Source organism: Marinobacter halotolerans, assembly GCF_008795985.1.
GTDB classification, from domain to species: Bacteria; Pseudomonadota; Gammaproteobacteria; order Pseudomonadales; family Oleiphilaceae; genus Marinobacter; species Marinobacter halotolerans.
Map to the genome: position 1 here is coordinate 93,875 of NZ_VMHP01000003.1, position 24,190 is coordinate 118,064.

The 24,190-nt window shown below is 55.6% G+C and carries 18 protein-coding genes and 1 riboswitch; of the genes, 14 read left to right on the forward strand and 4 right to left on the reverse strand.

The genetic code is table 11. The features are described from left to right. Window positions 1-67 precede the first annotated feature (67 nt). Window positions 68-181, forward strand: a riboswitch (TPP riboswitch). A gap of 69 nt (window positions 182-250) precedes the next feature. The 9 genes from thiC to FPL19_RS17060 all read left to right on the forward strand — a co-directional run bounded on the left by thiC (window position 251) and on the right by FPL19_RS17060 (window position 11,389). Then, window positions 251-2,128 (forward strand): phosphomethylpyrimidine synthase ThiC, encoded by a 1,878-nt coding sequence (gene thiC / locus FPL19_RS17020; protein WP_150914457.1) that lies wholly within the window; start codon window positions 251-253, stop codon window positions 2,126-2,128. 144 nt (window positions 2,129-2,272) lie between these two features. Continuing rightward, window positions 2,273-2,890, forward strand: coding sequence for an NUDIX domain-containing protein (locus tag FPL19_RS17025; RefSeq protein WP_150914459.1), 618 nt, complete (start codon window positions 2,273-2,275; stop codon window positions 2,888-2,890). A gap of 1 nt (window position 2,891) precedes the next feature. Next, a complete protein-coding gene (locus FPL19_RS17030) occupies window positions 2,892-3,374 on the forward strand; it encodes a DUF1249 domain-containing protein (protein WP_150914461.1) in 483 nt (160 codons plus the stop codon). A 197-nt stretch (window positions 3,375-3,571) separates the two neighbouring features. Beyond that, on the forward strand, window positions 3,572-4,378 hold the full coding sequence (gene cpdA / locus FPL19_RS17035) for a 3',5'-cyclic-AMP phosphodiesterase (RefSeq protein ID WP_150914465.1): 807 nt from the start codon (window positions 3,572-3,574) through the stop codon (window positions 4,376-4,378). A gap of 130 nt (window positions 4,379-4,508) precedes the next feature. Beyond that, complete coding sequence (locus tag FPL19_RS17040) at window positions 4,509-6,632, forward strand: type VI secretion system Vgr family protein (protein ID WP_150914467.1); 2,124 nt, start codon at window positions 4,509-4,511, stop codon at window positions 6,630-6,632. 15 nt (window positions 6,633-6,647) lie between these two features. After that, a complete protein-coding gene (locus FPL19_RS17045; RefSeq protein ID WP_150914469.1) occupies window positions 6,648-7,457 on the forward strand; it encodes a DUF4123 domain-containing protein in 810 nt (269 codons plus the stop codon). Further along, window positions 7,457-9,592 (forward strand): LysM peptidoglycan-binding domain-containing protein, encoded by a 2,136-nt coding sequence (locus FPL19_RS17050; RefSeq protein ID WP_150914471.1) that lies wholly within the window; start codon window positions 7,457-7,459, stop codon window positions 9,590-9,592. Before FPL19_RS17045 ends, FPL19_RS17050 begins: the two co-directional genes overlap by 1 nt. Window positions 9,593-9,622: 30 nt before the next feature. Then, entirely contained in the window at window positions 9,623-10,570 is a 948-nt protein-coding gene (locus FPL19_RS17055; RefSeq protein WP_150914473.1) for a formylglycine-generating enzyme family protein, read from the forward strand. Window positions 10,571-10,690: 120 nt separating this feature from the next. Then, complete coding sequence (locus FPL19_RS17060; protein WP_150914475.1) at window positions 10,691-11,389, forward strand: DUF3592 domain-containing protein; 699 nt, start codon at window positions 10,691-10,693, stop codon at window positions 11,387-11,389. Between the two features lie 43 nt (window positions 11,390-11,432). Here FPL19_RS17060 and metE read toward each other — a convergent pair whose 3' ends face one another. Then, window positions 11,433-13,706: a 5-methyltetrahydropteroyltriglutamate--homocysteine S-methyltransferase gene (gene metE / locus FPL19_RS17065; protein ID WP_150914477.1), complete on the reverse strand. Its 2,274-nt coding sequence runs from the start codon at window positions 13,704-13,706 to the stop codon at window positions 11,433-11,435. Window positions 13,707-13,821: 115 nt separating this feature from the next. On the opposite strand from metE, the gene FPL19_RS17070 reads away from it, so the two are divergent. Both FPL19_RS17070 and gcvH read left to right on the forward strand, forming a co-directional pair. Continuing rightward, window positions 13,822-14,718 carry a LysR family transcriptional regulator gene (locus FPL19_RS17070; RefSeq protein WP_150914479.1) on the forward strand — a complete coding sequence of 299 codons (897 nt, stop codon included), beginning with the start codon at window positions 13,822-13,824 and terminating at the stop codon, window positions 14,716-14,718. Window positions 14,719-14,810: 92 nt separating this feature from the next. Then, entirely contained in the window at window positions 14,811-15,203 is a 393-nt protein-coding gene (gene gcvH / locus FPL19_RS17075) for a glycine cleavage system protein GcvH (protein WP_150914481.1), read from the forward strand. Here the strand turns inward: gcvH and FPL19_RS17080 are convergent. Beyond that, window positions 15,200-16,579, reverse strand: a complete 1,380-nt coding sequence (locus FPL19_RS17080) for a WS/DGAT/MGAT family O-acyltransferase (RefSeq protein ID WP_191965312.1) — start codon at window positions 16,577-16,579, stop codon at window positions 15,200-15,202. The genes gcvH and FPL19_RS17080 overlap by 4 nt on opposite strands. Window positions 16,580-16,873: 294 nt before the next feature. Between FPL19_RS17080 and FPL19_RS17085 the strand changes: the two genes are divergently transcribed. Further along, entirely contained in the window at window positions 16,874-18,928 is a 2,055-nt protein-coding gene (locus FPL19_RS17085; RefSeq protein WP_150914485.1) for a dehydrogenase, read from the forward strand. A 66-nt stretch (window positions 18,929-18,994) separates the two neighbouring features. Here FPL19_RS17085 and fnr read toward each other — a convergent pair whose 3' ends face one another. After that, window positions 18,995-19,735, reverse strand: a complete 741-nt coding sequence (gene fnr, locus FPL19_RS17090) for a fumarate/nitrate reduction transcriptional regulator Fnr (protein WP_150914486.1) — start codon at window positions 19,733-19,735, stop codon at window positions 18,995-18,997. A gap of 152 nt (window positions 19,736-19,887) precedes the next feature. Here fnr and FPL19_RS17095 point away from each other — a divergent pair, with 152 nt between their 5' ends. Further along, window positions 19,888-22,044, forward strand: a complete 2,157-nt coding sequence (locus tag FPL19_RS17095) for an acetyl-CoA hydrolase/transferase C-terminal domain-containing protein (protein WP_150914488.1) — start codon at window positions 19,888-19,890, stop codon at window positions 22,042-22,044. Window positions 22,045-22,123: 79 nt separating this feature from the next. After that, window positions 22,124-23,320: a class I SAM-dependent rRNA methyltransferase gene (locus FPL19_RS17100; protein WP_150914628.1), complete on the forward strand. Its 1,197-nt coding sequence runs from the start codon at window positions 22,124-22,126 to the stop codon at window positions 23,318-23,320. A 71-nt stretch (window positions 23,321-23,391) separates the two neighbouring features. Here FPL19_RS17100 and FPL19_RS17105 read toward each other — a convergent pair whose 3' ends face one another. Continuing rightward, window positions 23,392-24,048 carry a histidinol-phosphatase gene (locus FPL19_RS17105; protein ID WP_150914490.1) on the reverse strand — a complete coding sequence of 219 codons (657 nt, stop codon included), beginning with the start codon at window positions 24,046-24,048 and terminating at the stop codon, window positions 23,392-23,394. Window positions 24,049-24,190 lie beyond the last annotated feature (142 nt).

The following is a 24,190-nucleotide window of genomic DNA, read 5'->3' on the forward strand; positions in this document are numbered from 1 at the left end:
GGACAATAATCCGGGCGACCTCTACACTTGTCATTGGCACTGATTGACAGTGTCACCTAATTGAATTCGCGTCTTGACGGGGTGCTGGCATCAGTTTTCTGATTTGCCGGCTGAGATTGCAACGCAGAACCCGCGACCTGATCCGGATAATACCGGCGTAGGGATTAAGACTTTCGATTGTGTGTCACGCGCCTAGCGTGAATCCGCCTCCGTCATACGCGACCCGAAATCCAACCTTCAGGGGCGCAACATGACCGAACTTCCTTCCTATCTCAGCGATTCCGCCAAAGTCGATTCAGCCGCCATCAAGCCGCTGCCGCAATCGCGAAAAATATACGTACAGGGTAGCCGACCCGATCTGCGGGTGCCTATGCGGGAAATTACCGTGGGCGACACTCCCACCGACATGGGTGGCGAGAAGAATCCACCGGTGGCGGTCTATGACACCTCCGGTCCCTACAGCGACCCGGAAGCCAAGATTGATTTGCGCAAGGGTTTGAAACCAATCCGTTCCGCCTGGATTGAAGAGCGCGGGGATGTGGAACAGCTTGCAGACTATACCTCTGAATTTACCCGCCGAAGAATGAAAGATCCGCAGCTTGATCCGCTGCGGTTTATGGACGAACGCAAACCACTTCGGGCAAAGCCGGGCAAAAATGTTAGCCAGATGCACTATGCACGGCAGGGCATTATCACGCCGGAAATGGAATTTATTGCGATCCGCGAGAGCATGAAACTTCAGGAGGCTCGTGAACAGGGGCTCCTCGCAGACCAGCACCCGGGCCAGTCCTTCGGCGCCTCTCTGCCACAGGAGATCACGCCGGAGTTTGTCCGGGACGAGGTCGCTCGGGGCCGGGCCATCATTCCTGCCAACATCAACCATCCGGAAACCGAGCCCATGATCATCGGCCGCAATTTCCTCGTGAAGATTAACGGCAACATTGGCAATTCGGCGGTCAGCTCCTCCATTGAGGAAGAGGTGGAAAAACTCACCTGGGGTACCCGCTGGGGCTCCGATACCATCATGGACCTGTCCACCGGCAAGAACATTCATGAGACCCGAGAATGGATCATTCGTAACTCGCCGGTGCCGATCGGTACTGTGCCTATTTACCAGGCTCTGGAAAAAGTCGGCGGCGCCGCGGAGGATCTGACCTGGGAAATTTTCCGGGATACCCTCATTGAGCAGGCGGAGCAGGGCGTGGATTACTTCACCATTCATGCCGGCGTGCGCCTGCATCATGTTCCCATGACCGCCAAGCGCACCACCGGCATTGTCTCCCGTGGCGGCTCGATCATGGCCAAGTGGTGCCTGGCGCATCACAAGGAAAGCTTCCTGTACGAGCATTTCGAAGACATCTGCGAAATTATGAAAGCCTACGACGTCTCGTTCAGCCTGGGGGATGGTCTGCGCCCGGGCTCCATTGCCGATGCCAACGACGAGGCCCAGTTCGGCGAACTGGAAACCCTGGGCGAACTGACCAAGATTGCCTGGAAGCATGATGTGCAGTGCATGATCGAAGGCCCCGGGCATGTACCCATGCAGCTGATCAAGGAGAACATGGACAAGCAGCTGGAGTGCTGTGACGAGGCGCCTTTTTACACTCTCGGGCCGCTGACCACCGACATTGCGCCGGGTTACGATCACATCACCTCAGGCATCGGTGCTGCGATGATCGGCTGGTTCGGTTGTGCCATGCTTTGCTACGTCACGCCCAAAGAACACCTGGGCCTGCCCAACAAGGACGATGTCAAAACCGGCATCATCACCTACAAGATCGCCGCCCATGCTGCAGATCTCGCGAAAGGCCATCCTGGCGCCCAGATCCGCGACAACGCTCTGTCCAAGGCCCGTTTCGAGTTCCGCTGGGAAGACCAGTTCAACCTGGGTCTGGACCCGGACACCGCCCGTGCTTACCACGATGAAACCCTGCCGAAAGAGTCTGCCAAAGTGGCGCACTTCTGTTCCATGTGCGGGCCGAAGTTCTGCTCCATGCAGATTTCCCAGGAGGTTCGGGAGTACGCGAAGGAGCACGGCATTGATGAGGTTTCGGCGGTGGACGCCGGCATGAAAGAGAAGTCGCGGGAGTTTGTGGAGGCTGGATCCAAGCTTTATGACAAGGTCTGAGTTGGTTTCCTAGCCTGCTCGGTTGGGTGCAGGCGCCCACCGTGGCCCTGCACCCGAAAGGCAGGCCCGGGGGTAGGCTTGCAGCCCAACCCAACTACCGGCTATCGTTCAAAGTTGATCCGCTGATCCATAGCCAGGTGCAGTATGACCAGACCATTCCAGTTCAAAGCGAACGACGTCAAAGTCGAGAAACGCGAAACCGTCTTCCAGGGTTTCTTCCGCATGGACAAGCTCTGGCTGAGACACCCACGATTTGATGGCACGGAAATGCCCACCTTTACCCGCGAGCTCTTCATCCGGGGGGATGCCACCTGCGTATTACCCTACGACCCTGATCGGGACGAAGTGGTTCTGCTGGAGCAGTTCCGCCTGGGCGCCATTGGCCGTGACCAGTCACCTTGGCTGCTCGAACTCGTGGCGGGCATGAATGAAGAGGGCGAGTCGCCGGAAGAGGTTGCCCAGCGGGAAGGCCAGGAGGAAGCAGGGCTGACCTTCACACCCCTGGAAAAAATCTGTGATTATCTTGTCTCGCCTGGAGGAACCACGGAACTGGTGCACCTTTATTGCGGTCGTATCAGCACCGAGTCTGCTGGCGGTCTGTTTGGCATGGAAGACGAGCACGAAGATATCCGTGCCCACGTATTCAGTGCCGACGACGCCATCGCAATGATTTATGATGGACGAATAAATAACGCTGCGGCCATTATCGCCCTGCAGTGGTTACAATTGAACCGCCCGCGCCTGCGGGAAGGCTGGAGTTAGAATGACCGAATGGGTGATGAAGCCCCGCCGCTATGTGCCGGACCTGAGGCGGTTTGGTGCGCTGTGCGACGGTAATTACATGCGCCTGCACCGCCTTCGTAAACTCGAAGCTGGCGGGCAGCCGGTCTGTGAATTTGAACTCCACCGGCAGGACCAGTACCTGGGAAGGGTTCGAATCCAGGTTCTCCAGGTTGCGAAGTTCACGGAGACCCTGCTTCTCGAGCAGATCCACAACGCTGGCCGATGGCTGAATAACCCGCAACTGACGGTTCGGGTCTATCACGATGCGGCCATGGCCGAGGTCATCAGTTGTTACCGGGACAGCCAGATCGCGCCGGTTAACGACTACCCCAACCGATTCATGCACCATCCCGACGAAAAGGTTCAGGTGAACAGTTTTCTGGCCGACTGGCTGGATTACTGTCTAAAGTTCGGCCACCTGCCTATGGAGCATTCCGTGTGGACCGGTGAGGGCGTGGACTAAGGTTGAATGTCGGCGCTCTCGCGTCTGCCATAGGATTGTGCGGGTTGGAGTGTGTCGAAGTTGTCAAAATCGGCAATTTGAAGCAGTGGTCTGGATGGAATGTGACGGAATTCGGGACCTTAGGGCCTATTCCCAATAATCTGTAAGGCATTCTTCTTTGGATTGCTCAATTTGAGAGCCCTGAAACCAAAAGTGTCATGACAGAAAACGATCCCCAAAAGCCTCTTCGGGTGCTACAGATCACCGATCCTCATCTCATGGCCGACCCTGACGGGGCGCTTTTGGGCGTTAACACCAGAGATAGCCTGGATGCGGTCATCGCCCAGGTGCTGAAGGATCATGGCCAGCCTGATCTGATTCTGGCTACCGGGGATATCGCACAGGATGCCTCTGAAGAGGCTTACCGCCTGTTTGGTGAAAAGCTGAGGGCTTTCAATTGCGAATCTGTCTGGATAGCTGGCAATCACGACGATGCGTCGGTTCTGATGCCGATAGCCACCGAACTTAACGCCAGCCATCGTCATGTCGTCAGGGGCGGCTGGCAGTTTGTGCTTCTGGACACGTCAGTGCCGGGCAAAGTTCACGGCCATCTTCCTGAATCAGAGCTGGATTTTCTTGAAAAGACGCTTAGCGATAATCCAGACAGGCCTGCTCTCATTGCCCTGCATCACCACCCGGTGGATATTGATACGCGCTGGATGTCGGCCATCGGCTTGCAGAACAACGACGATTTCTGGCGCATTGTGGATCGCTTTCCCCAGGTGAAAACCGTTCTCTGGGGCCACATCCATCAGGAATACGATGAATATCGCAAGGGCGTCAGATTGCTGGCAACACCGTCAACCTGCATCCAGTTTACAGCAGGTTCGTTGAAGTTCTCGGTAGAAGAGAAGGCACCCGGTTACCGTTGGTTCGAGATGAAACCCGACGGCGAGTTCACCACGCACGTGAAACGCTCGGAAGGCTTCGTGTTCGAGCTGGATATGGACAGCACTGGCTATTGAATCGCGATGACAGGGCCCCAGGCGATGGACGGGTAGATGCTGTTATCTGCCGGGTAACCTGTATATAATTTCCGGCGGCCCAGGAATGGCGCCCAAGCAAAAGCCATCAGGATCTTCAAGGACCGAAGACATGCCCCAGGCAAGTGGACTGCAGTTCACCGCCACCATTGGCGGACTCCCCCGGGATTTTTTCACCGTTGTCGGCTTCGAGCTGACGGAAACCCTGTCGAGCCTGTTCCAAGGACGGCTGAACCTGGCCAGCACCTTCTCGGATATTTCAGCGTCTGACGTACTGGAACAACCAGTCGATCTGGTGGTGTGGCAGCACGGCGAACCCCTGCGCCGCTTCACCGGCGTGATCAACGAATTCGCCCGGGGCGACACCGGCCACCGCCGCACCCGCTATGAAGTCATCATCCAGCCGCCCTTATGGCGCCTTGGGCTGATGCACAACAGCCGCATCTTCCAGACCCAGTCCACCGACGCCATCGTCAAAACCCTGCTGGAAGAGCGGGGCATCATCGATACCACCTTCGACCTGAAACGCACCCCCATCGAGCGGGAATACTGCGTCCAGCATCGGGAAAGCGACTTATCTTTCATTAAGCGCCTTTCTGCCGAAGAAGGCTGGCATTACCGCTACAGCCACGGTGACGTCAACGGCGAAGAACAGCCGCAACTGATCATCGCCGACCACCACGGCGACGCCCCCAGACTGGCGCCGGCCGAATACAACGCCAAAGCCGGCGGCAGCACGAAGCACCCGGCCATCTTCCGGTTCCGTTATCAGGAAAGAGTCCGCGCCGCCTCCGTGGCCATGAAGGACTATACCTTCAAGAATCCCGCCTATGCCCTGATGCACGAGCACCAGGCCGACAAGTTGGAAGCCCAACGGGAAGACTACCAACACTACGACTACCCCGGCCGCTTCAAGGCCGACGCCAGCGGCCAGCCCTTTACCGAAGCCAGACTGGACGCACTCAGAAATGATGCCAGCACCGCCACCGGCAAGAGCAACCGCCCGGATTTCACCGTCGGCGCCAAAACCGAACTGACCGAACACGACAACCAGACTCTGAACAGGGAATGGCTGTTCACAAAGATCACCCATACCGGCCAGCAGCCCCAGGCCCTGGAAGAAGAAGGCGGTAGTGGCCCCACCACTTACCACAACGACTTCCAGGCCATTCCGGCCGACAGAACCTGGCGGCCAAACCCAAACACCATTAACCGTCCCATCATGGACGGCCCCCAGATCGCCATCGTCACCGGTCCGGAGGGTGAAGAAATCCACTGCGACGAACACGGGCGAGTCAAAGTAAGGTTCCCGTGGGACCGCTACTCAAAGAATGATGAACACAGCAGCGCCTGGCTCAGAGTCAGCCAGGGCTGGGCCGGCGGCCAGTATGGCTTTATGGCTCTGCCCAGAATCGGCCACGAAGTCATCGTGTCTTTCCTGGACGGCGATCCCGATCAGCCGATCATCACGGGCAGAACCTACCACGGCGCCAACACACCGCCCTATGCGCTGCCGGAACACAAAACCCGCACCACCCTCAAAACCCAGACCCACCAGGGCGAGGGCAGCAACGAACTGCGGTTCGAAGATGAGGCCGGCAAAGAGCAGATCTATGTTCACGCCCAGAAAGACCTGGACCTGCTGACCGAAAACAACCGCACCGAAGTTATCAGAAATGACAGCCACCGCACCACAGAGAACAACGACTTCAGCCATATCAAAGGCAACGAGCACAGTACTGTGGATGGCGAGAGGCGGGAGTCTATCGGCGGGGATTACAGCCTTACCGTCAACGGCAGCTACCACAACAAACAGGGCAAAAACCAGCTCATCGAAGCCGGCAGCGAAATTCACCATAAGGCCGGTATGAAAATCGTGATTGAAGCCGGTGCGGAAGTGACTCTGAAGGCTGGTGGTAGCTTTGTGAAGGTGGACCCAAGTGGTGTGACGGTATCTGGGCCTATGGTGAAGATGAATTCCGGGGGTGGGCCGGGGAGTGGTTCGGGCGTGTCGGGTAAGGCGCCGATACTAGCTCAGTTGCTTGATCCAGCGGGAAATCGGATTGCTCCGACTGAGCTTGCGGAATTAGAGCAGCGGGGTAATTACGAAAGCCAGGCCGCATCTACAGAAAAACTGAAAAGGGCTGCCCAGCAAGACCAAGCGTTTGTTGCGCAGTGTCATCGCAGTAATGATGGAACTTGCCCGCTGGAGACCTGCAATTGTGAGTCGGCATAGAGGCGGGAGATTAATATGAACACTTTATTCCCCGAAGAGCAGTCCCAAAAGACGTTCATCGTTTTGGACGGTGCGCTCATAAATGCGCCGCTGTTGGCATACAAATATGATGACGACCCCTGGTTTGATCAGTTATATCGTGGCACGAGACACGCTGGAGCTATAGAGGTCAGTCCTTGCCTGATTCGCCCTTCTGGGAATTCTCGATTTTGGGAACATCAAACTGAATGGGGATCTTTCGGGGTTGGTATAAAGACCAGAGTTTCAGCAGAAAAGCTGATTGGTCATTTGCGCAGCCTTATCAGCGTGCGACTCCCGAATGGCCAACAAAGCTACTGCAGGTTTTATTCTAATAAACATTTGGCGCTGTTGCTGGATGTATTCTCGGACCATGAGGCTCGTAGTTTCTCTGGTCCAATATTCAGCTGGTTTAGCACCCATCCGACAGCACCATTTGATGAAATTCAGCTTGATGGATGCGGGGAGTGCCGCAATCGTGACAACGAGGGATGGTTTCAGTTGAGCAGCAAACATCTGGATGCTCTCAGTCACATTCGTGAAACGGAGTTTAGTCGCAAGCTGTGCCAACACCTCGGCCTTCAGACTGACGGGAAAACGATTGATGCTATCAAGCGTTTGAATCTCCAGGCACAGCAGTACGGCTTTATTTCTGAGCGCGAGGTCGCGACCTTTGTTGAGTTAGCCTGGGGGCAAGATGAGCACATTCATTCTTCAGCATGCCAGCGAATTCTGAATGATGGGGGCGAAACCGCTTATCAGAAGCTGACAGCGCTTGACCGCCAGATTGCATATGGAGATGCATAATGCCAAACCAGTATCAGGTTAAGTCGGGTGACGTGCTTGGGATGATTGCGAACAAGTACGGTACAACCGTGTCGCGACTTATGAGAATGAACGAAGGGACGATAGATCACCCTGACAAGATCTATCCTGGTCAGTGTCTCAACGTACCGGCGAACAGCGAATCCTCGTCATTTTCATCCGCTCCAGCGTCTAGCGTTGTAGATCGAGGCGATTGTCAGGAAGACTTTGTTGAAATCATCCATATCACTGGAACCGACGAGCTGTTTTTCTTAACGCAAAGTGATCTGACGGAAATCGAGCGGGAAGAGAAACTGGTTTGCGCACCTATTGGTCGTCTCTATCGGGAAATTAAGGCGGGTAACAATGATGGTATGTGCAAGATTGATCAGCCCGGTGAAATGGTTGGTCAGGCGATTTCCCCTCTCCAGAAGACAAAGCTGGAGGTTGTCTCAGAGCTAGAGGAAATGGGCGTTGTGGGGACCAGTATGCAGAGCACGCCACCTTTGACTGAGATCAAGCGCTTGAAAGGCAACAAGCACTATACGTACGTTCGGTCTGACAAAATCGCAAACCACTGGCGTAGCTATAAGATGACGGCGCAGGACCGGAAGCGCAGTGCTGGTTGGATGAGCCAAAAAGGTATTGATGGCAACAAGCTGAAAGAGGCTGTTGAGAGTGACTTTGGTATTAAATTCAAGGCAGATCTGTGGAAGCTTGATCCGGATAGCAATCTGAGCAAGTCGCTAAACCAGTTTTATGATGAGGTTAGTTGGTCTGTTTGGGGCGACAAGGATGCGCAGGCGAAAAACCGTAACGAAACTGGTTTTGATGCCTCCGCAGAGGCTCAATTAATGCGATTTGCAGCCGGCGCTGAGGCATCGGGCGAATTCACTCCAAGCGAAGGTAAGGTGCATCTACAAGCCAAAGCCGATGCACAATTCAGTTTGGCCCAGGGTAAGGCGTCCATAGAGCAGGCGTTTCCTGCTAACGACTACTCAGAAATTCGAATCTATTACCGTGTTGGTGGCTGGGATGGTAAGCGAGCATACGCAACCTTGGGCCATTTTCAGGCCCGCCTTACTATCACCGCGAGCGGATACGCAGGCGCATCAGCCATGCTTGCCGCCAATGTCAAAGTTGATTGCTCGGAAGGTGTGCCCAGTATTAAAGGCATCGCAGCTGGCGATTCGGATCAAGGGGTTAATGCGGAGGCAGGGGCTTTTGCGGGGGTTCGGGGCGGATGCGAGCTTCTCGGTGCGCTTTACTGGACTGACGTGCTCTCAAAACAGTCTGATTGGAAAGCGCTTTGTCAGATCGGGCCCAAAGTTGAGGGGGCTGCGGGAATCGGGGCTGACGTCTACTTGAAGCTAGCCTTCAGTGAAAAAACAGGCAAATTTCTGTTGAAAGCACATGCAGGGCTGGTGTTGGGATTGGGAGCGAGTGGCAGTTTCCTACTTGAAGTGAGTGCTCAGGAAATGCTTGAAATGATTCATTTTGTGTACAACAGTCTTCTGAAAGTTGATTTCCGTTACGTTGAGCTGTTTGACCGCCAATCAAAGGCTTTTGAGCGCTACGTACAAGTTTCATTGTTTGCGTTGTCGAGGGGTGTGGAATATGCGGTTGCCGCAACTGAACTTGCAACGTCGGGGTTCGATTATATGGAGCGAGAGGTGATTGCGTTTATTAGCGCTCAGCGAGAGGGTTTGGCCAAAGAAAACGACGTCGAAATACTTGCTGAAAATCTCATCAAAGACATTGCCAGAAATGAAAAAAGTGTTTTTCGACACTCTCCACCTGAAGTAAAAGGCGTAGTTCTATACAAGCTGACATACGACCATTGGCTCACGCCACAGCTCTTTGATGGAACTTTTACCAAAGTTAAAGCAATCGGCGAAGTATTGAAAACGTTCCAAGGCTGGCGTGACTTCAATGAAACCATGCTTCGCATGAATCCAGATGGTGAGGCAGAGGCTGGAGTAGGCGAAATAAATGCAGAAAAACTCTTTAAGTTTATAGGCAAAAACCGGTTCGACTATCTCATGTTCAAAAAAACTCTTGAGGCTCGCTCCGCTATTGCCGATAGGCCCGTCGAGCTTGATCCTTATAGCGCTTGTCATAATTGTGGCATTGTTTAATTCTTCGAAAGCGAAAAGTGTGGTTAGCCAATGCAAAGACTTTTGATCTTGATATCAACCTTGACTTTTGGTGGTTGCTTTGGCAATTCCAATGTAACGTCCAATGAAGTAAGCATTGTCACTGAGAAGGCTTTGAGTAATATGGTTTTCGTTGAAGGCGGAACCTTCCTTCTTGGTGATATCGGCGTCTTGCGAGGCTCTGCATACACTACGTTGCAGGACAATAACAAACCACCAGTAGAGGTCACACTTAATAGTTTTTCTATTTCAAAATATGAGACGACATGGGGTGAGTTCGTCGTTTACTTAAAAGAAGTAGGAAGGCTTGAGCAATATACCGTTGAGTCTGGCTTTGTGATGGCAAACAAGCTGCCAATTTCCTCGGAAAAAGATCCTCAATCGCCAAACTTTTATCAGAAGCCTGCGCGGAGCCCAAATTATAGTGAGGCCGAGGGTTACTGCCAGTGGCTTGCAACAAAGACTGGGCTGCCGATTTCATTGCCTTCAGAGGCTCAATGGGAGTACGCAGCACGCAATCGCGGAGAAGATGTACCTTACGCTACAGATGATGGGCGCATGCAAAATGACACATATTTGCAGCGTCCAGATCAATATATTGATCCCGAAACGCCACCATCCGGCAATGCTCTGAGTCACTCATCAATGACAACTGAACGTCGCGCTGTCGGCAGTTATCCTCCGAGTCCGCTTGGTTTATATGATATGACTGGCAATGTCGCGGAATGGACTAAAGATTGGTATGCATCCGATGCTTATAGGCATATTCAGGGTAAGAATCCATCTGGTCCCGAACAACCTGAAAATACGGACAAACCTGAAAAAGTTGTTCGCGATTGGGCTGGTCGCGGCGAGCATTTCGGTGGTGGGGGGACCGTTTTTGCTCGTGCTGGAAGCGCAGTCTCCAGTTCCAATAATGGTTTTCGTTGCGTGGTCAATCGGACAGAACCACTCAGCTAATTCTCTAATATCAGTAAAGCGGGACGGCTACAGAGGGCTTGTGCTCGCTGTATAACTTTCGCCCCGGCGACAGGCTGTTGCCGGAATTCATGGATGAACGATAACTGCAAAGGACATGCTATGCGTACCTATAATCTTCTCAAGTACATTTTCGCTCTGCTGGGCGCGGCCCTGCTTGTGGGCGCGTTTTTCTCATACCAGAACACCGCCAACTTTATCGAAGAAGCCGTGGAGACCCAGGGGACGGTCACTGGTCTGATCTACTCCCGCTCTGACGACTCCGTCAGCTATTACCCAGTCGTGGAGTTCCAGTCGGCGAGCGGTCGGTTGGTTGAATTTCAGTCGTCATCGGGAAGCAATCCGGCGTCCTATGACGTTGGTGAAAGAGTATCGGTTCTTTACCGCGTGGATGAGCCATTCAGTGCCCGCATAAACGGCTTCTTTTCGCTTTGGGGCCTGTCACTGATTCTGGCCATCATGGGCGGTGTTTTCTTTTTAGTGGGCGCACTGATGATACTGGTGCCCCTGATCCGCCAGGGTCGTGGAGCAAAGCTGCGGGAGACCGGCCAGCTTGTGGTGGCCAGGCTCCAGAGTGTGGAGAAGAACAAGGGCCTGGTGATGAATGGCCAGAGCCCGTTCCGGATCGTGACGCAGTGGCAGGATCCAGCAACGGCAACCCTCCATGTATTCCGCAGCGATAATCTCTGGTTTGATCCCACCGACCATATCCCGGGCGAGTCGATCAATGTCTATATCCGCCCAGACAACCCCAAGCGTTACTGGGTGGATACGTCGTTTCTGCCAAAGATGGCGTCCTGATCGCAGCCGGGGAGCGCCACGGCATTGCCGCTCCCCGGTCGCATCAAGCCTCCCGTAGCGCCCTCGCTGCCGCTACCATTCCTTCGAGTGCTGGTACTACCTCATCCCAGGACCGGGTCTTCAACCCGCAGTCCGGATTGATCCAGAGTCTCTCTGCCGGAATGCGTTCTGCGGCTTTATGCATTAGCGAGACAATCTGTTCGGTGGCGGGAACGTTGGGCGAGTGAATGTCATACACGCCCGGCCCTATGTCGTTGGGGTAGCTGAAGCCTTTGAAGGCGTCCAAGAGCTCCATGTCGGACCTGGAGGTTTCGATGGTGATCACATCCGCGTCCATTCTGGCGATGGCTTCGATAATGTCGTTGAACTCCGAATAGCACATATGGGTGTGTATCTGGGTCTCGTCCTTCACGCCATTGGCGGTAATCCGGAAGGCTTCGATCGCCCAGTCCAGATAGGACTGCCAGTCGCTCTGGCGCAGTGGCAGTCCTTCCCTCAGTGCGGCCTCGTCAATCTGGATAATGTTTACACCGGCCGCCTCAAGATCCAGTACTTCCTTGCGGATGGCCAGCGCCAGTTGCAGGCAGGTGTCTTTGCGGGGCTGGTCATCGCGCACGAAAGACCAGTTGAGGATGGTAACCGGGCCGGTAAGCATGCCTTTCAGAGGCTTGTCGGTCAGCGACTGGGCGTAGCGAATCCAGTCCACGGTCATGGCACTGGGCCGGGAGATATCTCCGAACAGAATGGGTGGCTTTACGCAGCGCGAGCCGTAGGACTGAACCCAGCCAAAGCGGCTGAATACGTAACCTTCCAGTTGCTCGCCGAAGTACTCCACCATGTCATTGCGTTCTGCCTCACCGTGAACCAGTACGTCTAACCCGAGGTCTTCCTGTTTGCGGACGCATTGACGGATCTCCTCCCGGATCAGGTTTTGGTATTCATCCTGACCCAGCTCGCCTTTGCGGAACTTGAGCCGAGTCTCGCGGATTTCCCGGGTCTGGGGGAAGGAGCCGATGGTGGTAGTGGGATACCGCGGTAATCTCAGATGCCTGGCCTGCAGGGCAGAGCGCGTCTGGAAATCGCTGTTTCGTCGGCCCATCGCGGGAGTGATTGCAGCAACGGAGCGGCGCACTTCAGGGTCAGTAACTCGCGTAGAATCTTTGCGGCTGAGGACCGCGCTCGCGTTGCTAGCAAGTTCGTTGGCGACCACTTCACGGCCTTCATCAAGGGCTCTGGCCAATAGTTGCAGCTCTTTCAGTTTCTGCCGCGCGAAGGCCAGCCAGGTGCGGATTTCCGGGTCCATGGTGGTTTCGCTGTTCAGGTCCACCGGTACATGCAGCAGTGAGCAGGATGGGGCAAGCCAGAGCCGTTCACCCAGTTTCTGATGGAGGGGTTCCAGCCAGTCCAGGGCTGCACTCAGGTCCGTCTTCCAGATATTGCGTCCATCGATTACGCCCAGCGAGAGCACTTTGTGGCCCGGCAGCCAGTCGGTTATTCGGGCAACTTCATTAGGGGCGCTGATGACGTCAAGGTGCAGGCCGGCCACTGGAAGCTCACAGGCTAGTTGCAGGTTATCCCGCAGCTGCCCGAAATAGGTAGTCAGAAGCAGCTTGACCGGGCTGGCCTTGAGGCTGTGGTAGGCCCTGTTCAGGGCATGCCGCCATTGGCTGTCCAGCTCTGTCACCAGAATGGGTTCGTCAATCTGGATCCATTCCACGCCTTCGTCTGCAAGACGCTGCAGTAATTGACCGTAAACGGGCAAAAGGTCATCCAGCAGGCTGAGCCTGTCGGTGCTGTCTTTGGATTTACCAAGCCAGAGATAAGTGACCGGGCCGATGATGACGGGCTTGGCGTTCACGCCTGCTCTTATTGCTTCTGCCAGTTGCGTCAGCAGCCGTGTCGAGTCGAGGGCGAAACGGGTGTTGGCGTCGAATTCCGGGACAATATAATGGTAGTTGGTGTCGAACCATTTGGTCATTTCGCCGGCATGGACCCCGCAGCAGTTGCTGTCCGCCGGTGAGCGGCCCCGGGCGATGCGGAAATACCGGTTGAGCTCGTTTTCATCACTCTCGCCGGCGCGGACCGGCAGGTTACCAAGGGTTGAGCTCATATCCAGTACCTGGTCATAGAGCGAGAAATCGCCAACCGGTGCCAGTGTCAGTTGTTGTTGGTCACGCCAGTGCCTGTTGCGAAGCCCGGTTCCGGTCTCCTGTAAGGCAGCCTCATTTAGTTCGCCTTTCCAGTAGCTTTCAAGGGCAAATTTCAGTTCCCGGCGTTCGCCGATCCTGGGAAAACCCAGATTATGGGTAGTCACCATGGTGCGTCTCCTGTTCGTTGTTAGTCGTCAGGCACCAAGGCTATCCAGGATCCGCTATGAAAAATAATGGTATTATCTCATCAAACCATGAAGTTTATTCAAGTTAGGGTAAGCGATGATCGAGCGCAACCACCTGGAAATTGTTCGGGAAGTGGAGCGATGTGGCTCGCTGACTGCGGCGGCTGAGGCTCTGTTTCTGACCCAGTCAGCCCTGAGTCATGCCATGAAAAAGCTTGAGCAACAGCTCGGCACCGCCGTCTGGGTTCGTGAAGGCCGGAAGCTGAGGCCGACCCAATCCGGCCTCTACCTGCTTTCCCTGGCCAATCGGCTATTGCCACAGTTTGAACATGCCGAGGAGCTGGTCGGGCAGATTGCTCGGGGCCAGCGGGGAACTCTACGGATCGGGATGGAATGCCACCCCTGCTATCAATGGTTGCTAAAGGTGGTCGGGCCCTATCTGGAGCAGTGGCCGGGCGTGGATGTGGACGTGAAGCAACGCTTCCAGTTTGGCGGTATCGGCGCGTTATTCGGCTACGATATCGACGTGCTGGTGACGCCGGATCCGCTGCATCGTAAGGGGCTGGTGTTCGAGCCGGTGTTTGATTACGAGCAGGTGCTGGTGGTGTCCAGTCATCATCCGCTGGCGGGCAGGCCCTGGGTGGAACCGTCAGACCTGGAGAGCGAGACTCTGATCAGCTATCCCGTCGATGCGGAGCGACTGGATATCTATACCCGCTTCCTGGTGCCGGCCTATGCCAGCCCGGCGCGCCACAAGACCATTGAAACCACAGATATCATGCTGCAGATGGTGGCGGCGGGGCGGGGTGTGTCGGCTTTGCCGCGATGGCTGGTGGAGGAATACGCCCATCAGATGCCTATCACGCCGGTCAGGTTGGGCCGAAACGGAATCGACAAGCAGATTTTTCTGGGGCTGCGGGAGCGGGACGCCGGTGTGGAGTATCTGCAATCGTTTTTGACCATGGCGCGTACAACAACCTGGGAGCTGACCTGAGCTGGCTTTTCGGTGTCTCTTTCACCGGGATGTTCGCCGGGGCCCACTTCTTCGGTTAAAATGCGCGAAATTATCCATCAGGGAGCCTGACCATGAGCGAGACCCCTCCAGATCTCAAGTACATCGAAACTCACCAGTGGGCGCGGGCGGCCGATGATGGCACGGCGACCGTGGGTATTACCGATTTTGCGCAGGATCAGCTGGGTGATGTGGTTTACGTGGGCGTTCCAGAGGTAGGCGCGACGGTTAACGGCGGTGAGGAGGCCGGTGTGGCCGAGTCGGTCAAATCCGCTTCTGATGTGTTCAGCCCGGTGACCGGTGAGGTCATCGAGGTGAACGAGGCCCTGGAAGAGGAGCCGGAGCTGGTCAACGAAGATCCTTATGGGGATGGATGGCTGTTCCGGGTGCGGCTGAAGGATCAGGGCGAGCTTGAAGGCCTGATGGACGCCGACGCCTACGCTGCACACGTTGCTGATGCCGACTAGTCCTGGCTCAGCGTATGCCGCTGAAGCTCTCTCAAACTCTGCTCAAAGTCGCGGGTTACCTGACTGGGGTCCTGCATCATCTGACTGTCGGCAATGACCCCAAACTGAACTGAACCCGCGTAGCTCAGGATGCTGAACCCGACTCCCAGGTGTCCGGACTGGGGCACCCAGACCAGCGGCTGAAGAATACGCGCCCCGGCAATGCTCAGTGGCGTTTCTGGCCCGGGTACATTGGTCATGACCAGTGATGCCTTGTCGCTGAGCGTGTCCAGCGCGAACTTCTCAATGCCCGCTGGCCCCTTGCCCAGCAGGTTCAGCAGGCCGAAGGTAACCTGGGGTTGGGCAGAGTTCTTCAGGTTGGTCATCGCCTCACGAACCTGGTGGTACCGCTTCAGTGAATCAGGTTCGTTGACCGGAAGCCGAACGATAACCAGTCCGAACTGATTGCCCAGAGTGGTGATTGCCTGATCACGTGGGCGCAGGCTGAAGGGCACTGCAACATGTATGTCACTTTCGATATCGTCATCGACATCAATCAGAAATTGCCTAAGCGCGCCTGCCGCACAGGTCATCAATACGTCGTTGACCGTACCCCTGAGCTGGTGGGCGGTCTCCTTCACTGCAGCGAGCTCAAGTGGCTGGGCCCAGGCAATACGCTTGCGCCCAGCCAGGCGGGCGTGCAGATGTGTTTCCGGGTCATGCGGCAGTAGGCCGATTCGCATCAGTTCTTCAGTGATATGCTCGGCCTCCTGAACCCATTGGCCTAACTTCTCGGGGTGTTGCGCCAGCTCCGCCACTTCACTTATCAGGTCGTGGGCCAGGTGGGCACCGGTTTCGGCCACCCGCCTGAAAGGGCGGGTAAGGCGTTCTGGCAGCGACCCCTCTCTTCGTAGATGATCCTGTGTGTGGGGGTCCCAGGCCTCATCTGCCAGTGACATCAGTACCTGAACCAGAGCCAGGCCATCGGCGATGCAGTGATGGATACGTGTAATCAGCGCTGCGCCACCTTCGTAGCGATCAACCAGATGGAACTGCCAGAGCGGATGGTGAAAATCCAGAGGTTCCGACGCCAGGTCTGCGACCATCTCCTGCAACTCTGCCTGGCCTGCCGGAGCCGGTAGGCCGATTCGGTGTAAATGGTTGTCCAGATGAAAATTCGGATCCGTTTCCCAGTAAACCCTGCCATTGCGTTCAGTTACTCTTTGCCGGAAGCGGGCAAAGCGTAACAGGCGGGTCTCCAGCAGTTTCTTGAACCGGTTGCGGTCAACCGGCCTGTCCAGCACCAGGACGCCGGTAATCATCATATGGTTGGCGTCCTGATCCATATGCAGCCATGCGGTATCCACACGGCTCATCGGTTCAATGGACTGTGTCATTGGCAGAGCCTCACGGGTTTCTGTTGTTGTGCCCTGTTTCCCTGGTGATTTCATTTATTGCTTAAAAGAGTTTGAGATACCAAGGTTAGATTAAAGTTGACGCAGGTCATGCCGCTTGTCTCGGGTTCGGAAAATCTGCTGTCCGCTTGATTCACGTCAATTAACGGCTGCTATTTCAACGGCTGTTGCCATGTAGCATTAGTCAGGCTCTTGTGGTTCAGGCAGCTCTTGAGAAATGGCGGTCAGGCAGAGTTGTTTTGGATTCAGCACGATAACAGCAGGAAAAGGCCGGATATGAAAACCATTTTCAGTGTCAGCCAGGGATCCAGCCAGCACGATTACGATCTGGAAACCGTGTTTCTGGGCCAGCCCTTTCGCATTATCCGCATTGGCTCAGATGGCGACCTGAACAGGGCGGAAGCAGTGCTTGAATCGGTTCGTGACAAGGCCGATGCCATCGGCCTGAGCATGATTCATGATCACTACCAAGTGGGCCGGGAGCAGCTTGAGCACCCCAGCACAGCGCGGCTGGAAGCCTGCGTTCCGGACAAGTCGGTGACAACCGGTCGGGGACTGCGGGCTATTCTCCAGGAATGGGCGGTTCGTCATACCCAATCCGAACTGGGTCATTTCTTCGACAACGCCCGCGTTTTGTTCCTGAACGGCCAGGCTGGTTATCGTATTGCGCGCGCCTTGTCAGAGCACACCGGTAACCTTTTCTTTGCCGACCCCTACACCGATTTTGGCGTACCCCGCCTACTGACCTCGCTCAAGCAACTGGAAACCTACACCTCTCTGACAGCGCCGGTGATGTTCCGACCGAGGGCGGTAAAAGCCGTTGAAACAATCCTCCACTCGCCGCTCTATCGTCTTGGTGAGAAGCTTGTCAGGGGCTCCCTGCACAAGGCTGTTTCGGATGCCCATGTTATCGTTTCCACAATTGACGATCTGAGGCAGTTCACCCGTGAAGAGCTGGACGGAAAAACTATTATCACCTCCCGGGCAACGGATGCCGCGCTGGACTGGATGCGGTCCCGCCGAATCGCCATGGTGGTGGACTACAGCCCGTGGCTAGAAGGCCGTCCGGTCGGTGTTAACGTGATGGAAGCCATGATCAGCGCGTCGCTTTCCCGGACACCGGATCAGCTGGGTCCGGATGATTATCTGGATGTTATCCAGAACCTGGGAATTGAACCGAGAATCCTTTATCCGGATGGTTATCGCAGGGTTAACCGCTTCGCTTTCGTGATTCACCCTCTGTCCCAGCAGTATCTGACCAAAACCTCGCCTCTGGACTGGATTGCCAATGTGTCGCCTCCCCTGGTGATGAATCTCGTGGAGAAGGCCGTGGCCTATTCGCCGCCATTCATTTACTCGAAGGTGTCCGGCGTCCGGTCGCCTACCGGTGACGAGGTTGAAGGCTGGCTGATTACGGTTGGTGGCACACCCAAGGAAATCATGGCCCACGATCCCGAGTTTACCTATGCGCGCCTGCTTCAGGCAGCGGAACTGGCGAAGAAACTGGGCGCCCAGATCATGGGCCTTGGTGCATTCACCAAGGTGGTGGGTGATGCAGGTATCACCGTGGCCAAGCGGGCACCGCTGCCGATTACCACTGGCAACAGCTACAGTGCCTCTGGTGCCCTCTGGGCGGCCCATGATGCCATGAAGCGCATCGGTCGCGTTGGTATAGGTCGCAGTGGCAAGGCGGCCGGTAAGGCCATGGTGGTGGGTGCTACCGGCGCCATCGGCTCTGTCTGTGCGAGGTTATTGGCAAAAGCCGTGGATGAGGTGTATCTAGCGGCGCCGGAACCGGCAAAGCTGCTTGCCCTGAAGGAAAGCATCGAGCAGGAAACACCGGGGGCCATTGTTCATGTGGCCGGCGCTGCAGACAGGGATCTGGAAGATATGGACATGATTGTCACCGCTACCTCCGGGGCCGGCAAGCGCATACTGGACATCATGAAGGTGAAGCCGGGCTGTGTAATCACCGATGTTGCCCGGCCCCTGGACATATCAGCGGAGGATGTGGCCAGGCGGCCTGACGTATTGGTGATCGAATCCGGCGAGATACAATTGCCCGGAGATGTCCGGATGAAAGATATCGGCCTACCCCAGGGCATTGCCTATGCGTGCCTGGCGGAAACCATCGTACTTGCGCTTGAGGCGCGGTTTGAAAACTTCACGCTGGGTCGGAATATTGAATGGGAAAAAGTTCGGGAAGTATACAAGCTGGGGCTGAAGCACGGCATGAAGCTGGCGGCTATATCAGGCGTTAACGGGACCTTCACCGAAGAGGATTTCGAGCGGGTACGGACCCTGGCGGCCAGCAAGGAGAGCCCGCAATAGGTTGCGGGCTCATCTGCGTGATGGCGCCTGCCCAGGTTTAGTGCACCCGGCTACCAGGGGGGGCAACTAACAGGGAGAGTCGTAGTTGTGCACGATATTTTTCAGTTGGTCTATGTTAACCAGAGTGCAGTTGCGTCCCTGAATATAAACAAGTTCCTGTTTCTGGAATCGTGTAAGCACCCGGCTGACGGTTTCCACTGCCAGGCCAAGGAAGTTGGCGATATCGTTCCGGGCCATGGGCAAACGGAAATTGGTTCCGGACAGGCGCCGTCGGCTGAACCTTGTGGACAGCGACAGCAGAAATGTCGCCAGGCGCTGCTCCGCATTTTTCCGGTTAAGCAGTATCGCCATCTGCTGGCTGCTCTGGATTTCGCGGCTCATCAACTGGAAAAAGTGCTGCTGCAGGCTGGGAATCTGTGCTGCCAGTTCTTCAAGGCGGTGCAGGGGAATTTCGCAAACGCTGCTGCGCTCAAGGGCTTCGGCCGAGCACGAGTAGTGATCAGTATTGACGCTGTCCAGGGCAACCACTTCGCCCGGCAGATAGAACCCTGTCAGCTGCTTGTCACCATCTGCACTGACAAAATAGGTTTTGATGGCGCCGGCCTGAACCGCGTAGCAGGATCGGAAAGGGTCATGCTGATTGAAGACCATTTCCCCGCGATCAAGAATTCTCCCCTGGTTGACCACGGCCTCCAGGCGGTAAAGGTCGTCATGACTGACCGCCATTGGTAGGCAGACATTGCTCAGGCTGCATTGTTCGCAGGAATTGCGAGCCGCCTGTGCTTTGAGGGAAATTGGCTCGCCCATGATCTTACCCCAGGGTGAAGAAACGCGGACTTCAGGAATTGATCCAGGTCAAGGATATATCCTAAAAGTTCCGGGCAGGTCGGGCAAGCCGAATCATGCATAGCTAAGATAGGTTAATAGACAAGTCAGAACAAACCGCGAGCGGGGCACCCATGGAGCAATTTCACGAAGTGGAAGTGTGTGTCGACCGGGTAATCGACACCGTCGGCAAGAATATCGTGCTCGGGCTGCCCCTGGGGTTGGGTAAACCCAACCAGCTGGTCAACGCGTTTTACGACCGGGCAGTTGCCGACCCCGGTCTGTCATTGCGCATCATTACCGCACTTTCCCTGGAAAAGCCCACCCCACAGAACGAGACCGAAGCCAGGTTCCTGGGGCCCTTCGTGGAGCGACTTTTCGGGGACTACGAAGAGCTACGGTATACCTCGGCAATTCGCAACAACACCCTGCCGGACAACATCACGGTATCCGAGTTCTATTTCAAGGCCGGTGCCATGAAAAAGGTCGGCAGCGCCCAGCGCAACTATATATCGAGTAACTATACCTTCGTTGCCCGGGATCTTATGCTTAACGGTGTCAATGTTCTGGCTCAGTTGGTCAGCGAAAAAGAGGTGGACGGTGTACGGAAGCTAAGCCTCAGCAGCAACACCGATGTCACCCTGGATGTCATGCCCATTATCGAGCAGGAGCGCAGAAAAGGGCGCACTGTCGTCACCCTTGCCCAGGTTCATGAAGACCTTCCGTTCATGTACAACAAGGCCATGGTTTCGCCGGATTATTTTGACATGGTGGTGAAAAACAGCGCCTACGCCACCACTCTGTTCGCGCCGCCTAACATGTCGGTGCCGAATGCGGATTATATGGCGGGATTCTATGCCAGTACGCTGATCAAGGATGGCGGAACCCTGCAGATCGGTATTGGTTCGCTGGGCGATGCTATCGTATACGCCTGCCAGCTGAGGCATCAGCACAACGACCTTTATCGACAGCTTGTTGAGCAGATGGGCGCAGACAAAAGCCTGATACGTGAATACGGCGGAACGGATGTGTTCAGCGAGGGGCTTTATGGCTCCAGCGAAATGTTCGTAAACGGCTTTATGCACCTTATTAAAAGTGGCATCGTCAAACGCTGCGTCTATGACGACCTGAATCTCCAGCGCTTGCTGAATGCCGGGCGGATCGGGGAAGAGGTTTCCCGCCAGACCCTGGAATGTCTGTTGGAAGAATCCGTCATCCAGCCACGACTGAATGGTTCTGTTGTCACGTACCTGAAGCGCTGGGGCATTTTTAAAGACTCAGTGAGCTGGACCGATGACGGGCTGCTGGTGAATGGCGAACTCCTGAGTGCGGATCTGGAAAACCCGGAGAATCTGGCCCGCGTTGCGGAACTGTGCCTGGGTGACAAGCTTAAAGGTGGCTACATGCACGGTGGGTTTTTCCTCGGCCCCCGGGACTTCTATCAGGCCCTGCGCGATATGACCCGGGCAGAAAGTGAGAAAATCTGCATGTCCAGCGTCGGCCTCATCAATCAACTGGCCTACAATCGTGATCTGCTCAGTGCCCAGCGACGGCATGCCCGCTTTATCAACACCGGCATGATGGTCACGGTCAGCGGCGCGGTGGTATCGGACGGACTGGAAGACGGCACGGTCATCAGTGGTGTTGGCGGCCAGTACAACTTCGTTTCCATGGCCCATGAACTGCCCGACGCCCGCTCCATCCTGTGTGTGCGAAGCACCCGGGGCAGCGGCAAAAATCTCAGGTCCAATGTTGTCATGCACTACGGGCATATCACCATCCCGCGCCACCTTCGGGATATCATCGTGACTGAATACGGCATTGCCGACCTTCGAGGCAAAACAGATGAGCAGATTGCCATTGCGCTGCTGAAAGTCACAGATTCCCGGTTCCAGGAAGAACTGCTTGTGGAAGTCAAAAAAGTCGGCAAGGTAAGGCAGAGCTACCAGATCCCCCAGCAGTATCGGGAAAATTACCCGGAAAAACTGGCAGGCCGCATCAAGGCCTTGCGTGATGAGGGCTTCTTCCCGCCATTCCCGTTGGGGACGGACTTCACTGACGAAGAAATTGCACTGGGCAAAAGCCTGAAGGACATTAAGGCACTGATGGAAAGGCCCAAGGAAATGATCCGTGCGCTGATACGATCTTTTGTGCACAAAGTCGATGCAAAGGAGGCTCATCCCTTCCTGGAACGGCTGAGCCTGGAACATCCTGACACACCCCGGGACAAGATCCTGCAGCATCTGCTTCTGCTGGAACTTGAAGAAAACGGTTACCTGAAGCCGATGTAGCCAATCCATAATCTCTGAAGTCGTTGCCGGAGAAAGCGCAAGGCGATACCCTTTGGCGTTTCTTCAGACGGTTATTTTTATGGATTTCCCGGTTCTATACCTCCGCAAAGGCGCCGAGCGCAGGCTCAGGGCAGGTCATTTGTGGGTTTACAGCAATGAAGTAGACATCCGCCGCTCACCGCTCACCGATTTCGAAGCCGGTGTGCAGGCGGAATTGCGTGCATCTAACGACAAGCCCATGGGCACGGTGTTCGTGAATCCCCATGCATTGATCTGCGGCCGCCTGATCAGCCGTAACGCCGCCCATGGCATGACACCACAGCGTCTGACCGAACGTATGGAAACAGCTCTGGCGCTCAGGGAGCGGTTGTTCGACAAGCCGTTCTATCGCTGGGTGTTCGGTGACAGCGACGGGCTATCCGGGCTTGTGGTTGACCGGTTTGATGATGTGGTCGTGGTTCAGATTTCTACCGCGGGCATGGAGCAGATGAAAGAATCAGTCGTCCGGGCGGTTCAGCGGCTGGCGCATCCGCGGGCGATCATTCTGAAGAACGACGGCAAGATGCGGAAGGTTGAGGGGCTGGAGACCTATGTCGAGCAGGCCCACGGCCCGGAGATTGATCTACTGACGGTGGAAGAGAACGGGGTGCGTTTTGAGGTGCCCATGGATGGTGGCCAGAAAACCGGCTGGTTCTACGATCACCGCATGAACCGCCAGCGTCTTCAGGCCTATTCGCCCGGCAAGCGGGTGCTGGATGTGTTCAGCTATGTAGGTGGCTGGGGTATCCAGTCAGCCTGCGCCGGGGCAACGCAGGTGACATGCGTGGACAGTTCCGCAGGGGCCATCGAATCGGTTCATCACAACGCCAGGATCAACGGGCTCGACAACATCGAGACCATTGAAGGCGATGCGTTTGACGCGCTCAAGGCTCTGGCAGAAGAAAAGGAAAAGTTCGACATTGTGGTGCTGGATCCGCCGGCGCTGATTCCCCGGCGTCGGGATCAGAAGGCCGGAGAAGAGGCTTATGCGCGGTTGAATCAGCTTGGCTTGCGGCTGCTGGATCGGGATGGTCTGCTGGTGTCCGCTTCCTGCTCCATGCATCTGTCACAGGAAAAATTGACGGACATTATTCGCAGCAGTGGGCGGAAGATTGACCGGTTTGTGCAGCTTCTGGAGCAGGGCCATCAGGCGCCGGATCATCCGGTTGTGCCGGGGATTCCGGAGACGGATTACATTAAAAGCTGCTTTGTGAGGTCTTTGACTGGGTTTCTGTGAGCTGGGTTGTCGGATTACGCTTTGCTCATTGTGCCGTTCACCGGTAAATCCGACCTACAGGTAACAAAGACTCAGCCTCGGAGGCTCATTACAGGCCAACCGTTTTCCCTGGCAACGGCTTCCAGATTCGGGTCCGGGTCCACGGCAACCGGGTGGTCAACTTGGCGCAGTAGCGGCAAATCGTTATGGGAGTCGCTATAGAACCAGGCGCCTTCCAGGGATTCGCCGGTGCTTGCCAGCCAGTCGTCCAGGCGCTCCACCTTTCCGTTCTGAAAGCTTGGGATCCCTGCAATTCCGCCGGTAAAACGGCCATTTACCAGCTCGGGCTCGGTTGCAATCAGATGCTCGACGCCCAGCAGTTCTGCAATCGGCTCGGTCACAAACCGATTGGTTGCAGTGATGATCATGAGCGTGTGTCGCTGCTCCCGGTGATAGTCCAGCAGGTCCGTGGCCTTGCGCTGCAACATGGGGCGAATCTTTTGCTCCAGAAACTGGTCGCGCCAGAGCAGTAGTTCGTTCATATCGTGGCGGGCGAGGGGCTGCAGGGCAAAATTCAGGTACCGCATGATATCCAGCTCGCCATTCAGATACTCCTGATAGAAGCGATCATTGGCCCGTTGATATTCCCCGGCATCCACGATGGCTTCTTCCACCAGGAATTCGCCCCAGGCGTGATCGCTGTCCCCTGCTAACAGGGTGTTATCAAGATCGAATAGTGCGAGCGTCAACGTCTGTCCCTCCGATGGCCTGCGCCGGAAATAAAAGGCCACATTCTACCACGACATGCCGCCATCGGCTCCGTTTGCCGTACCCTTGGGTTTCTGTAAGAATGAAGGCAACTTGGACAATTCTGGCCGGTCGATTACGTAC

Bases quoted from the DNA above. Each gene is read 5' to 3' on its own strand.
- thiC (WP_150914457.1), top strand. From the start codon at position 251: ATGACCGAACTTCCTTCCTATCTCAGCGATTCCGCCAAAGTCGATTCA.
- FPL19_RS17025 (WP_150914459.1), top strand. From the start codon at position 2,273: ATGACCAGACCATTCCAGTTCAAAGCGAACGACGTCAAAGTCGAGAAA.
- FPL19_RS17030 (WP_150914461.1), top strand. From the start codon at position 2,892: ATGACCGAATGGGTGATGAAGCCCCGCCGCTATGTGCCGGACCTGAGG.
- cpdA (WP_150914465.1), top strand. From the start codon at position 3,572: ATGACAGAAAACGATCCCCAAAAGCCTCTTCGGGTGCTACAGATCACC.
- FPL19_RS17040 (WP_150914467.1), top strand. From the start codon at position 4,509: ATGCCCCAGGCAAGTGGACTGCAGTTCACCGCCACCATTGGCGGACTC.
- FPL19_RS17045 (WP_150914469.1), top strand. From the start codon at position 6,648: ATGAACACTTTATTCCCCGAAGAGCAGTCCCAAAAGACGTTCATCGTT.
- FPL19_RS17050 (WP_150914471.1), top strand. From the start codon at position 7,457: ATGCCAAACCAGTATCAGGTTAAGTCGGGTGACGTGCTTGGGATGATT.
- FPL19_RS17055 (WP_150914473.1), top strand. From the start codon at position 9,623: ATGCAAAGACTTTTGATCTTGATATCAACCTTGACTTTTGGTGGTTGC.
- FPL19_RS17060 (WP_150914475.1), top strand. From the start codon at position 10,691: ATGCGTACCTATAATCTTCTCAAGTACATTTTCGCTCTGCTGGGCGCG.
- metE (WP_150914477.1), bottom strand. From the start codon at position 13,706: ATGGTGACTACCCATAATCTGGGTTTTCCCAGGATCGGCGAACGCCGG.
- FPL19_RS17070 (WP_150914479.1), top strand. From the start codon at position 13,822: ATGATCGAGCGCAACCACCTGGAAATTGTTCGGGAAGTGGAGCGATGT.
- gcvH (WP_150914481.1), top strand. From the start codon at position 14,811: ATGAGCGAGACCCCTCCAGATCTCAAGTACATCGAAACTCACCAGTGG.
- FPL19_RS17080 (WP_191965312.1), bottom strand. From the start codon at position 16,579: ATGACACAGTCCATTGAACCGATGAGCCGTGTGGATACCGCATGGCTG.
- FPL19_RS17085 (WP_150914485.1), top strand. From the start codon at position 16,874: ATGAAAACCATTTTCAGTGTCAGCCAGGGATCCAGCCAGCACGATTAC.
- fnr (WP_150914486.1), bottom strand. From the start codon at position 19,735: ATGGGCGAGCCAATTTCCCTCAAAGCACAGGCGGCTCGCAATTCCTGC.
- FPL19_RS17095 (WP_150914488.1), top strand. From the start codon at position 19,888: ATGGAGCAATTTCACGAAGTGGAAGTGTGTGTCGACCGGGTAATCGAC.
- FPL19_RS17100 (WP_150914628.1), top strand. From the start codon at position 22,124: ATGGATTTCCCGGTTCTATACCTCCGCAAAGGCGCCGAGCGCAGGCTC.